Origin of the sequence: Mycobacterium branderi (assembly GCF_010728725.1) — a bacterium.
Lineage (GTDB): Bacteria > Actinomycetota > Actinomycetes > Mycobacteriales > Mycobacteriaceae > Mycobacterium > Mycobacterium branderi.
In genome coordinates this window covers 1,873,106-1,885,408 of record NZ_AP022606.1, presented here as the reverse complement: position 1 = coordinate 1,885,408, position 12,303 = coordinate 1,873,106, and the positions used below count along the sequence as shown (strand labels likewise).

General features: G+C 64.7%; 12 protein-coding genes. 6 read left to right on the top strand and 6 right to left on the bottom strand.

What is annotated here, in order from left to right:
- Window positions 1-2: 2 nt before the first annotated feature.
- Window positions 3-314, bottom strand: a complete 312-nt coding sequence (locus G6N47_RS09720) for a type VII secretion target (protein WP_083131152.1) — start codon at window positions 312-314, stop codon at window positions 3-5.
- A 163-nt stretch (window positions 315-477) separates the two neighbouring features.
- Here G6N47_RS09720 and G6N47_RS09715 point away from each other — a divergent pair, with 163 nt between their 5' ends.
- The 3 genes from G6N47_RS09715 to G6N47_RS09705 all read left to right on the top strand — a co-directional run bounded on the left by G6N47_RS09715 (window position 478) and on the right by G6N47_RS09705 (window position 3,416).
- Window positions 478-942, top strand: coding sequence for a DUF4189 domain-containing protein (locus G6N47_RS09715; RefSeq protein ID WP_083131153.1), 465 nt, complete (start codon window positions 478-480; stop codon window positions 940-942).
- A gap of 409 nt (window positions 943-1,351) precedes the next feature.
- Window positions 1,352-1,768 (top strand): heavy metal-responsive transcriptional regulator, encoded by a 417-nt coding sequence (locus tag G6N47_RS09710; protein WP_083131154.1) that lies wholly within the window; start codon window positions 1,352-1,354, stop codon window positions 1,766-1,768.
- Between the two features lie 40 nt (window positions 1,769-1,808).
- Window positions 1,809-3,416, top strand: a complete 1,608-nt coding sequence (locus G6N47_RS09705) for an HNH endonuclease signature motif containing protein (RefSeq protein WP_083131155.1) — start codon at window positions 1,809-1,811, stop codon at window positions 3,414-3,416.
- Window positions 3,417-3,429: 13 nt separating this feature from the next.
- On the opposite strand, the gene G6N47_RS30065 is transcribed toward G6N47_RS09705, so the two are convergent.
- Window positions 3,430-5,142, bottom strand: a complete 1,713-nt coding sequence (locus tag G6N47_RS30065; protein WP_083131156.1) for a serine/threonine-protein kinase PknH/PknJ — start codon at window positions 5,140-5,142, stop codon at window positions 3,430-3,432.
- 336 nt (window positions 5,143-5,478) lie between these two features.
- On the opposite strand from G6N47_RS30065, the gene G6N47_RS09695 reads away from it, so the two are divergent.
- Window positions 5,479-5,658, top strand: a complete 180-nt coding sequence (locus G6N47_RS09695) for a hypothetical protein (protein ID WP_139799420.1) — start codon at window positions 5,479-5,481, stop codon at window positions 5,656-5,658.
- A gap of 331 nt (window positions 5,659-5,989) precedes the next feature.
- On the top strand, window positions 5,990-6,637 hold the full coding sequence (locus G6N47_RS09690) for a DUF3298 domain-containing protein (RefSeq protein WP_083131157.1): 648 nt from the start codon (window positions 5,990-5,992) through the stop codon (window positions 6,635-6,637).
- A 24-nt stretch (window positions 6,638-6,661) separates the two neighbouring features.
- On the opposite strand, the gene G6N47_RS09685 is transcribed toward G6N47_RS09690, so the two are convergent.
- The 4 genes from G6N47_RS09685 to G6N47_RS09670 all read right to left on the bottom strand — a co-directional run bounded on the left by G6N47_RS09685 (window position 6,662) and on the right by G6N47_RS09670 (window position 10,935).
- Window positions 6,662-7,378 (bottom strand): hypothetical protein, encoded by a 717-nt coding sequence (locus tag G6N47_RS09685; RefSeq protein WP_083131158.1) that lies wholly within the window; start codon window positions 7,376-7,378, stop codon window positions 6,662-6,664.
- A 28-nt stretch (window positions 7,379-7,406) separates the two neighbouring features.
- Window positions 7,407-7,889 carry a hypothetical protein gene (locus tag G6N47_RS09680; protein WP_083131159.1) on the bottom strand — a complete coding sequence of 161 codons (483 nt, stop codon included), beginning with the start codon at window positions 7,887-7,889 and terminating at the stop codon, window positions 7,407-7,409.
- Window positions 7,890-8,062: 173 nt separating this feature from the next.
- Window positions 8,063-10,693 (bottom strand): LuxR C-terminal-related transcriptional regulator, encoded by a 2,631-nt coding sequence (locus G6N47_RS30060; protein WP_083131160.1) that lies wholly within the window; start codon window positions 10,691-10,693, stop codon window positions 8,063-8,065.
- 32 nt (window positions 10,694-10,725) lie between these two features.
- Window positions 10,726-10,935: a hypothetical protein gene (locus tag G6N47_RS09670; protein WP_083131161.1), complete on the bottom strand. Its 210-nt coding sequence runs from the start codon at window positions 10,933-10,935 to the stop codon at window positions 10,726-10,728.
- A gap of 640 nt (window positions 10,936-11,575) precedes the next feature.
- Between G6N47_RS09670 and G6N47_RS09665 the strand changes: the two genes are divergently transcribed.
- Window positions 11,576-11,974, top strand: coding sequence for a DUF4189 domain-containing protein (locus G6N47_RS09665; RefSeq protein WP_083131162.1), 399 nt, complete (start codon window positions 11,576-11,578; stop codon window positions 11,972-11,974).
- Window positions 11,975-12,303: the final 329 nt, after the last annotated feature.

Genomic DNA, 12,303 nt, shown 5'->3' with positions numbered 1-12,303 from the left:
CGCTAATTGGCCAGCGGATTGCTCCGAATGGTGTGTTCGGCGGCCCGGTCGGTGGTCTCGTAGCCGGCGGCGGCCTTGTCCAGGCTTTCGGCGAACTCACGGCTGTCGTCGGCTGCCGCTTTCATCTGGTCAGCCATGCTGGTTTGCGCTGAGCGGCAAGCATTTCCCGTTGCCAGCGAGGGCATGCCGGCTGCCGCGTCGCCGAGGGGAACGTCGACGCCTAGACCGGCGATGTCCGTCGACGCGCCACGAAACCCGCCCGCAGCGCCGCGCAACACGCCCGGATCGACTCTCAGTTCCTCGCCGTCACTCATCACACCCGAATTTACCTGGCCCGCGGAGTACCACCTGACGGAAGTTTTTCGAAAAACGGCTCTAGCGCGATCATGCCGGAGTTAGCCTGCGTCCTGACCCTTGAACCGGGAGGGGGTTGCACCACAGAACGCAAGACCAGCCTGCACGAGCGAAAGGAACACCATGATTGGAGCCAGTTCTCGTACGCGCATTGCCGTCTTCGCGGCAGGTGGCGCAGCGGTCGCCGCGTTTGCCGTTGCCGTGGTTCCCACTGCACACGCCGACGACGAATCCTGGGGCGCGATCGCCGTCTCGCCGGACGGGAAGTCGGTGGGGGTAGCGACGAATATGCCGAACGAGTACCAGGCCAACACGCATGCGACCTCCGATTGCCATCAAGACAACGCTGCCTGCAACGTGTTGATCACCTTCAAGTACCCCGACTGCGGCGCCGTCGTAAAGAACGGGGACCAGTACTTCGGGGACAGCGGCGCCACGGAGCAAGAGGCGGAGGAGAACGCCCAGAAGCAAAGCCCGGGCAGCACAGTTCTACGGTCGGCATGCAACAACGCGCCTGGGTCGACCAGTACGCCCACCACCGCGAGCAGCACACCGACGACCACCACGACCACGCCAGCGGGCGGGTAGCGGCCGGCACTAGCCCTTGACCTTGCCCTTAGGGCAATCCCTAGGGTTGGGCGAATGACCGAAACGTCCGAGCCCCCAAGCGAACCGGACTTTGCGCCTAGGGAGGCCAACCGGCTTCGGCGTGCCCTGACATGGGCCGGAATCGCTGCCGGGGCCGCGGTAGTCGCAGCGGCCGTCTTCGTTTCCGGTGCGGCGGCGGGTTGGCTTCCCGGTTGGCATGATCACCTTGGGACACAGGCCTGCATGATGGGCAAGAGCGATGCGCCTAAGGGGCCGATGCCGGGTGACAACGGTTGCTGCCCCAAGGAAGCACCGGCGACCGAGACTGCTGCGAACCCAAGAAGAGTTGACACGGCTACGCTGAAACCCTGCCGCAGCGGCAAGCTGCTGCGGGGCGAGGAGAATCATCGTGGCCCACACCGTCGGCGCAGCCGCCAAGGCCGTCGGCGTCTCCGCGAAGGCTGTCCGGATCTGGGAAGCCAACGGACTGCTCCCGCCCGCCCCGCGGACGGACGGGGGCTATCGCCAGTACAGCGATGACGACATCGAGATACTGCGCTTCATCGGCCGCGCCAAGACGCTCGGACTCACCCTCTCTGAGATCAAAAGCATCCTCGACCTGCACCGTCAGGGCACTGCACCCTGCAATCAGGTCACCGCGCTGCTCGACGCCCATATCCGCGACATCGATCGCGCGATTGCCGAGCTGCGCGCTTTGCGCAGCACCCTGTCTGCCGCGCTGCGCGGTGCACGCGAAGACCAACATCGCGGTCGACCCGCCACGGTGTGCCGCATTATCGAAGGCTCCGCCGGGGTGAATCGCTAACCGGAGGCTCTTGTCGGGGGCCCGACGTAGTATCGAAACTATGTTCGAGGATCTTCCCGATCCCTTCGCGATGCGCGATCTGGACCCGGCAGCGCTGGTCGCGGCGGTGACGGCGTCGCATCGGATGGAGTCGATGCTGGTGGCCAGGAGGCTGGCGGCGGTGGCGGCGCTGTTGCGGCATCGTGTCGAGGCGAGTGAAGTGGCCCGAGTCGAGCCCGGCTATGCGGTCATCGACGGCTTCGAGCAGACCACCGCCGAGGTGGCCGCGGCCATGAATTTGTCTGCGATGGCGGCGAGCTACCTGGTGTCGCACGCCGAAGCGCTGGATATTCGGCTGCCCAGGGTGGCGGCGCTGCTGGCGGAGGGCCGCACCGATTGGCGCACGGTGCGGTTGATCATCAGCCGCACCGATTTGGTCACCGACGAGGCGGTGATCGCGCAGTTGGACGCGTCGCTGGCCGCGCGGATCGGTAAGTGGCATGGCTGGTCCAAACAGCGCATCGTCAATGCGGTCGATGCCGCGGTGCGGGTCGCCGATCCCGACGCGGTGCGCGAGCGCCGGACCAAGGCCGAGGATGATCGCTACATCGGGATTACCGCCGGCGACAATGGGATGGCCGAGATTTATGGCAGCGTGGTCGCGACGGCGGCGACGGCGTTCGATCGGCGGCTCTCGCAGTTGGCCACGCAGGTGTGCCCGGCCGATCCGCGGACGTTGGAACAGCGTCGCGCCGACGCCCTGGCGGCGCTGACGGAGGGCCGCCAATTGGGTTGCGCCTGCGGGCTGCCGGAGTGCCCCGCGCGGGTCGTCGACACTGATCGCGATCCGAGCGGGGCGCAGGTGGTGATCAACGTGGTGGCCAGCGAGCACACCGTGTACGGCCGCAGCGATCAGCCCGGGTATGTGGAGGGCTATGGGGTCATCGATGCCGAGCAGGTGCGCGAGCTTGCCGAGGCCGCGTGGCTGCGACTGGCCGATCTGGAGGTCAGCGCTGCGGCGGCGTTGCAATATCAGCCGTCGGCCGCGCTGGATCGCTTTATCCGGTGCCGGGATTTGACGTGTCGGTTCCCGGGGTGTCATCGCCGGGCCACCCATTGCGATATCGACCACACCATTCCGTTCAACCATGCCAACCCGCAAGCGGGCGGGCTGACGGTAGCGTCGAATCTGAAATGTCTTTGCCGCCAGCATCATCGGCTGAAAACCTTCGGTGGCTGGCGCGACAGGCAGCTCGACGATGGAACCGTTATCTGGACGTCGCCTACCGGGCAGGTTTACCGCACGAGCCCTGCCGGGGCGGATCTGTTCCCGCCACCGCGCGCGCCGGCGTGCGCGGCGCCAGCACCCACCAGGCGGAACACAGCCAAGCGACGGAGAGCACGAATCGCACAGGTGCGCAAGCACAATCGCGAGCAGCGACCGGTTAACGAGGCGCGGCGTCGTCTCGAGGAAGCGCGCAAGCAAGAAATCGCCCGCCGCAAATTCCACAACCACATGCGCGACATGCTGTTCCTGTTCAAGGGCACACCCAGCACCAGCCCGTTCTGCACCTGGGTCAACGACCCCTACGAACCCGAAGAACTACCACCGGATTGGAAACCCGACAAACCCGAACCAGAACTGTTGCCCGACGACCCACCGTTCTGAGAACAGCCGCTCGTTAACGCTGGGCGTTCGACAGGATTGTCTCGACGACGATCTGCGATTGGTCGCTGATGTCCGCGTCACCGCAAACGACCGCTTCGGCAACAACGTTGGACCACACGCCAAGGGTGTGTTGACATTTGGATCCCAGCGCCGCACTCCCGGTGACAGTTCGGTCCTGGATGATCAGGTTTCCGCGAGCCTCGACGTTGGCCAGCTCCGGTTTGGTGACACCACGCTCGTCGGTGATGGTCAGCGGTTTGCCGGCGCACTCTTGCCATTGCCGCTCAGACTCGGCGCGCAACTTTTCGGCGCGCTCGGCTGAGGGCAGTAGTGCAACGGACTGGTCGACGACGTGGTTTGACGGCGCACCCTCGGGGGTCTGAAAGAGGCTCTGCCGTATAGCCTTATATCCCGTCGGGTTGTAGACGTGGCTTTCGAGCAGATAAATCGCACCACTGCATTTCGGACGATTGAAACCCGCTGCGGAGTCGAACGGGACACTGGATTTCGACACTTCCTCCAGCGGTTGGCCCACGATGGCGTTGAGCTGTTCGGGTCCGACGAGTAGCCGGTCCGCCGCCGAGTCCGGCACCAGTGGGTGTGCCCCGTGAGCCGGAGCCGCGGTCCCGGCAGGGGCCGGTCGCATGAGCCGCCACGCCACATACGCACCGGTGGCGGCGATGCTGACGGCACAGATCACAGCTACCGTGATCCAAATACTCCGAGTCCCGCGAGTCTTCTTCTTGGGCGCTGGCGCCTTCGCTGCAGCCGGTGGCGCCTTGGGTTTGGCAGACGGCGCGGTGACGGTCCTAGTTGATTGGGGTGCAACGCGTTTGGCAGTCGGGATGGGCGCTCTTGTGGGATGGTCTCGCGACGGCTCAGCATCAACCAGTGCGGCGAGCTCCTTGGCAAAGTCGCTACATGTCTGGTACCGGTCGGCCGCGTTCTTGGCCATACCCTTAGAAATGACCGAGTCGAGCACACCCAGGTCGGGACGGCGCTCGGCCACTCTCGGCGGCGGCGACGACAGGTGGTGGCTTATCACCACCCCGGCGTTGGCATTGTCGAACGGTGGTTTCCCCGTTAACAATTGGTACGCCGTGGCCGCCAACGCATACTGATCGGCTCGCCCGTCCAAGGCCGACCCCATGAGCTGCTCGGGTGACATGTAGGCAATGGATCCTACGGTCATGTTGGTCGCGGTAAGCCCAGTGGTGTCGTCCATCCTGCGGGCTATTCCGAAGTCAGTCAACAGGATTCGACGCCGCTGTGACGTTGGAGCGGTATCGGTGACCATGATGTTCGCCGGCTTGACGTCCCGGTGCAGCAGGCCGCGCTCGTGGGCGTAGTCGAGCGCGTCGGCGACGGCAGTGACGATCTCGGCGGCAAACCGCTGCGGCAAGCCAGACGGATAAAGGTTGCGGACCATTTCGGCTACATCGGTACCCTCGACGTAATCCATTGTGATCCATAGCTGGCCATTGAATTCGCCACGATCGTGCACCGCGACGATATGCGGGTGCCAGAGTTCCGCGGCGAGATCGGCTTCGCGATTGAAGCGCTCGCGGAATTCGCGATCAGCGGTGGCCGCGTTGGGAAGGATCTTCAATGCCTCCTTGCGGGGCAGCCGCGGATGGTCGACGAGGTAAACCTCACCCATTCCACCGGCGCCGAGCAATCGAAGAATGGTGAACCCCGCGAAATTGTCACCGACCGCCAAGGGCATGCGGGAAGTGTATTACCGCCCCATCCCATCAACCTGGGTTTTTGCTGCCTTGCTCAGGATTCGTGCCAGGCAGCACCTTTCGCTCACCCGGCAGCGCCGCCACCATCCGCGGGTGGGGCCGGGTTGGCCGGCGCGGGATTCGCCGGGGCGGGGTTGGCTGGGACGGGGTTCGCGGGCGCGTTGGCTGGGGCCTGGTTGGCTGGCGCCGGGTTTTCACCCGGGCAAAATTCCTGGCCCTCACATGGCCCGAAATCCTGCTGACCCGGAGGAACCGGATTAGTGGCCGGCGCCGGACTCGTGGCGGCCGACGTGTTGCTAGCCTGCCCCGACTGACTTGTGGGCGCCTGGCTGGCTCCGGGCGCGCGAGGAGCCGGCGCCGCCGGGGCGACCGGCGGGCGTGCTGAGCCCGGTGCCGGCACGGCGGGGGCTCCCGGCTTGGGAGGCGACGACGACGCTCCCCTGGGGAGAGGCCTATTCGTCGACGTCGTGGTCGTCGTCGGGGATTTCGACTCGTGACTCCCACACCCCGTAATGATTAGCGCAAACGCGAGTGCGACAGCGACAGCAACCTTTCGCATCGGTCCACCCCTTGAAATAGCTGCGGGATTGGCTGGCTCGCCATCGCTGACGAGGTAGTCAGAGACTGTACTCATGTGTGGTACGGCAATTGGGCGTTTGAACTGAATTCACGGCCATTCGAAATCCCGCCACGAATTGGCGTCACACACCGCCTTCGGCCGGCAACAATTGCGAAGTGAAAAGAACATCGCCGCGATGGCCGGCGGTCCTGTTCGCGACCGTCGCCCTGGTCGCCGGTTGCCATAACAGTCGGACGCCTACTGGCGGATTGTGCGGCGAAGTCGGTGGCGTGTGGGATGCGCAAGCCGGCCATTGCACCGTGTCCAAGCGCGGTGCCGACAACGCTCATGTCCAAGTCAGTGCCGCATACCCGAGGGATCTCATCGACGATTCGACGGCAGGTCCTGTGCTCGGGTCTTTTCTGCGCAAATTCTTCAGTCAATACGGCACACCTGACGACCGAGGTGATGGAGACGCGACCCTGAAATATTCGATTTACGCGCATCCACCCTCCATCAAATCGGTTGTCTTCCAGAGTGATTGGGAGTACCGGAGCATGCCGCATCCGATGGCGGAGATCACCACGTTCTCGTTCGACCTTTCGCGGGGTAAGCAGCTGAAGTTGGCGGACCTGTTTTGCCCGGCAGTCGACCCGCTGAAGGTCCTCCCGCCGCTCGCGCGGCCAGCGGTGCAGCAGCAACTTGCCAACACGGAGCTCGCCTTCGAACGGTTCGAGCCGGGCAACCCCGACGGGTTCGCCGACGACTACCGGGCCTGGGCACTCGACGGCGACAGCCTGGTGCTGTACATGCCGGCGGCACGCGGTCCCGGAGGTATGCCGCCGGGTTTCGTCCAGCCCCGTATCCCCCTTTCGCAGATGCATTCCCTTCTCCGCGAAGGCGGTTGCTCGACATGATCGCGGGCGCCGCCCGCATCGCGTTCACCAGGCCAGCGGGACAGCTGCAGCGCCGGCGAGGAAGGCGGGACCCAAAATCACTATCGCGCCGGCGGTGATCACCACAGCCGCAATGGCGACGGCGATCTGTCGTGCCGTCTCCAACCATTTCGGGCCCTTGGCCGGGTCACCGAAGAGGTCGGTCAGCGGGTGGACCGCGACCCGGCGTTGGGCGGCGGGGTATACCTTTGGCCAGCCCTCCACCCTCTCGAGCTTGCCGGTTCCGGGAAAGAAGACCCAGTTTTCGTTCCCCGTCGTGAGGAATGCGAGGCGTACCCGCGAGGGGTCCAGCGCGTTTCCCTCCGAGTCAGCGGCCAGAACCCGTGTCTCCTTGGCGTCGTTCGTCTTAGAAAACGCGATCTTGTGCGTGAACGTCCCCGGGCAATCCTGCAAGGTGTAGGAACCGACTGCTTGCACCTTCGGCACGTTGCTCGGAAGCTCGATCGGTTTGGAAACGCAGGCCGCCGAGGGGACGTTACAGCTTTTGTTCTCCGACGCATCCGGCGACTGGACAACCGTCGCCGTTCCCGGGATAACCATGTCGCCGGTGACGAGCGGCGCCACCGGCGGTGGTGGTGGTGCGTCGTCGTCGTCGGCGCGGCCTGGTGGGCTGGTGCCGGCCCACAGGGTCGCGGCGGCGGACGCCGCCAGCACTAGCGACATCGCTCGGTCGCGGGCGGTGTACTGCGATTTATCGGTCATGGGAGCCTCTCTACGTGACGCACAAACATCAGGGGGCGGGAGTCAGGCTGAAGGGCACACTGTCGGTGTCGGTACCGGCTGTCTCCCCGCATGCTCCGGTGTCGTCGGTGGCCCATGCTTCGCCGGTCAATGTCGTTGGGTCCCAGGAATAGTGGGCGGTGCCGAGATGCTCGCTGCCGTCTGCGGTGCATTTGACGGCGTTGACGTTGTCGAGGTCGTCCATTCGCCACTGGCCGAGCTCCATGTACACCAGCCGGGCTCGTCCGTCGGGAAGTGTGACCTCGGTGCAGTTGTCACCACACGAAGTGAACACCCACTGCGCAGGGGGATCCCCTTCTTCGACAGCCAGGAACGTGCCGCTGATTCCGTTTGGGGTGGCCGAGGCGGCCGGGGGTTCTGCGGGAGGCGCCTGCGCGGATTGGTCGGGATCGTCGGCTCGGGCAGGGCCCGCTGCCCCAACGACCGCGGCGGCGAAAGTGGCGACTGCCGCAAGGCCCCGTCCGATATGCATGACCTCATTGCTCCTCACGAATCCGCATTCAAATTGACCTGGCGGCGCTGGGTGCCCGTGCGGCACTACCCGAATTTCTGGGGCCGACGGCGACCGACTACCTGCGACTCGTGGTTCTTGAGCCGCGACTACTCAACCTCGCGGAGCTGATACTGCGATCCATGGTGTCGCCGTCAGCGCGATCGGGCGTAGGCCTCAGCTTGATCGAATTGCCTGATCACGGCTGCTAATTCGGCCCTCGTGACGACGCCGGCTTTGACCGTGGCGCGGTAAATGTGGCCTTCGACAGTGCGCACCGGCAGCGACATCGCTTCGGCGATCTCGCGGTTGGACAGACCTTGCGACACCAGCAGAGCGATTTCACGCTCGCGCTCGGTCAGCGGCAGGGCGACCTTTGCCGCCGCCAGCGCGGGGCTGACGGCGCCGCCACACTCTTGGGCAAGTTGGCGGGCACGCGCGCTCGCGGATAGTGCGCTGCCACGCAGACCAGCCTGACGATAGGTCGAAGCGGCGTGGGCAGCTGCGTCCGCCGCGGCCAACATGTCACCCATGGCTTCGAAATCCCTTGACGCCGCCTCCAGGCCCGCGGTGTCGCCGTCGGCCAACGCGCGCGCGTACCGGGCCGCAATCGCCGCGCGCGGACCCTCGACGAGGGACGCCAGTTCGGCCAACCGATCCGCCACCGAGGCGTCGCCGAGCTGAGCCGCCGTTTGTAGGCACATCACTTCGCGTGCCAGCTGGCCATGGCTGCGAGCGAATTCTACTGCACGGGAAGCAATCTCACGGGATTCGCCTACTCGGCCGCGTACCGCAGCCACCCACGCGCTCGCAACCAGGTACCCGGACTCGACAAAGGCGTAGGCAGGATGGCGGCTGTCACGCAGGACATCCAGTGCCGCGACGGCAGCCTCAACCTGCCCGGAGCGCGCCAGTGCCTCGGTCCGCAAGATCTTGAATCGGTAGAAGATCCCGCTGATCTCGCCGTAGCTGCCCATGCCGGTATCCGCAGAGCCGAGGTACCGCACCGCTGTGGCGAGATCGCCCTTGCCGAGCGCGGTCATGCCAACGACCGCGGTGGCCATCGACCCGATCATCCCGGGCAGCTCGGCGCACAACCGATAGCGGTCCTCGGCGACCGTCACCGCGTCCTCGATGTGTCCCGCGGCCAGCAGCGCGTAGGCGTGAAATTCGGCAACTCCGGTGCCCTGATAGCTGTCCTGGGGTGATTCATTGATCACCGCATAACCAGCGGCGGCTTTCTCGCAGGCCTCCTTCGGCCGTCCAAGGTCACCCAGCGCAATCACTTGAGCGCAAAGCCCCAGGATTCGACCGAAATGGTCGAGGCGATGCTCGTCGACTCCGGCCATCACTTCGAGAGTTTCAGCTGGTTTGCCGGCCAAGACTAGCTGTACTGCACGAAACGTCCGCAGATGGTCGGTGCGCCCGGACTTGGCGCGGCGCAGAGCGTCGTCGATGACCTCCCAGGACTGCTCGGGCCGTCGCAGCACCCACAACAGGTTGGCGGAGCGCAGGATCGCGGGACTGACGAAACTCGTCGCGGGTAGATCGTGCGGGTCGATGGTGCTGAAGACTTGCTCGGACTCGGCTCCTTTCTCGCGCATGAAGAGGACGTAGGCAAGCAGGAGTTTGGTTGCCGGATCCGAGTCGGCGTCGACGGCGGCGCGGGCGAGGCGCTCGGCGAGCTCGAGGTCCAGTCGCGACCGCGCGATATTGGCAGCCCGCGCCAGCACGTGGGGGTCGGGCGGCAGGTCGGATTCCAGCCACAACAGGCCGAGGCGAAGCGGGTCTGTGCCGGCGGGTTTTTCGCTGCGCGCCATGGCGGTTGCAATCTCCCCGCGTAGTCGGCGCAGGCGTAGCGGGCCGCATTGGTTGAGTCGTACTTCCCCATACAACGGGTGACCCACATAAACCGCATCGGTGCTCGACGACACCTTGATCAGCCCGCGCTCCTCGGCGGCCTCGACCGACTGCGGATTGACCAGCGATGCCAAGCAGGACCGGTCGATAGGTTCGGCAACGGCCACTAGGTCGACAACATTGCGTACATCTTCGGGTACTGCACCGATCTGTGATTCGACCAACTCGACAAGCGTCGGCGACACCGATGATCCAGCCGTCCAGCTCCACTGGCCGTCCTGACACACCAGCCGGCCCGCCGCGCGTTCCTGCTCGACGAGATGGCGCAGATACAGCACGTTTCCGCGGGTCAGTTTCCACATCCGCTCCGCGCACTCGGCGTGCAGGTCACCCAGCACCGACCGCAGGAGCTCGTCTGATTCCAACCGCGACAGGGGCTGCAGTTCGAGTCGCCGAAGCGCACCGTCCTTCCACAGCGTCGTGACCGCATCGGGTGCGGCTTCGCCGGTGCGAATGGTGGCGATGACTGTGGCGATGTTCTGTGTCACCAGTTGGTTCACCACCAGTGCCGACAGATCGTCGAGTAGGTGAGCGTCGTCGACGACCGCCAGTAGGGGCGCATCACCCGCGCCGGCCCGCATTGCAGTGACCACTTGGTGTGCCATGGCAAGCGGGGTGGCGTCGAAGTCGTCGACCCACTGAGCGAACGCACCCAGCAGCACGGGCCGTCCGGTTGCCGTCCCGGCCAACCGACTGACCGCCCAACCCGATTCGGCCATTGTCTCGGCGGCCTCACGGGCCAGCCTTGTTTTACCCACGCCGGCGCGGCCAGCGATTACTACCCCTTGGCGGTCGCTGTCGGCGAGGGCTTCACCGATGAGCCGAAGCTCTTCCCCCCGGCCCGTCAAGGGCCAGCGGTCGCCCATGCGGCGATGTTAGCTACAGGAGATTCCCAGGATTACGAATTCGGCAATTTCTGCAATTCCTTCTCCAGCTTTTTTTGAGCCAGCTCGAGCACACTTTCCAAGCCTTCCGGCTCGATCTGCAGGTACTGACAGATCACCTCGTCGGCAACACCCGCGCCGCGGAGCCGCAGCGCCAGGGAATGCGCATCGGGAAGTCTGCGCAACGCCGTCTCGTATCTGAAGGGATCATCGAAAGTGCTCACGTTTGCCCTCGCTTGGGGCGATGGTTATGCAGCGCGTTGTAACGCGCATGACGACAACCGACCCAATGCGTCCGCATTTTCGGCGAGGCCGCTTCGCGATAGGTCAGCATTGGCCTCCTTTTTGAACCACGTCCGTCATTCGGTCAGTCGCCACGTCCGATCCGCTGTGGTCAAGGCTCACTCTGGCTCACGCGCCGACGCTCGGCATCCGTGCACGACTACCCAAATCCCGGCGAACAACCGCAACCCACTACCTACCATCCGTGACCCTTGAGTCTCGACTACGCAATTCCGCAGTTGCGCTTACTGCATTCCCGAGTTTCGGTCAGCCCGATTCGCCGTGGACACGCCCGAGATTCGGCCCCAACCAATGTGGCGGATGGGTTAGGTGTCGTATGCGTAGTCGCCGCCCGGCATTGAGTAGTTGACCTGGCGTGCTGAGCGAATTGCAGGTAGTGCAACACGGGCCCCCAGCAGGTATGTGGGGCGAGGATGGCATCCGAAGGACCGGGGCTGCACCGTGGAATCACGCCAGAACGGAGGCTCGACATGCAGGCTACTGATACCACGCCGGTGTAAGCGCCATGCGCGCCAACCGATTTCGACGTAGCCGGACCGCCTGACCCAGAAAGGGAACACCATGACAGACACCCGTTTTCGAACACGCGCTGCGATCGCCGCGGCCGGTGTTGCAATGGCGGCCGCCATGACCGTCGCCGTGGCTCCCGGCGCATACGCCGACGACTTGTGGGGCGCGTGTGCCGCGCCGGCTAACCCGAACACATCCAGTTATGTCATGTGTACAACCGGGAATTCGACCCAAGCCGACGCCGAAAACCACGCGCTAGGTCTATGTAACTATCTTAAAAACCGCCAATGCTCCGTGGTGGTTAGCTTCACAGACTGCGGTGCGGTCGCCGGAAATGGGAACCAGTGGGCCGGGGGTACTGGCCCGTCGGTAGAGGCAGCACAACAAGCGGCCATGGGCCAGCTTTCCGGCGGCACGATCGTCAAGTCGGGCTGTGTCGCCCAGGGCTGAAGATTGCCCTTAACGACCGAACGCGAGGTTTTCAAACACGCGCCACGATCGGCGCGGCCGGTGCTGCGGTGGCAACCGCGATGATCGTCAACCCGCCGGCGTCTGAACCCACTTCATGGCAGTGACACATCTTCACTGATGACAGGGAAACGACCGCGGCGTACGCCAGTGCGCGAGCTTAGGGCGCCTTAGCAACAGCACACCGTTCTTGAACGATGAGCAACAGATAGCCGGAGTTCGGTGACGTGTCGTATGCGTAGTCGCTGGACCGCATTGAGTAGTTACTGCCGCGGCCGGGACGAATTGCAGGTAGTGCGGCACGGGGCTGG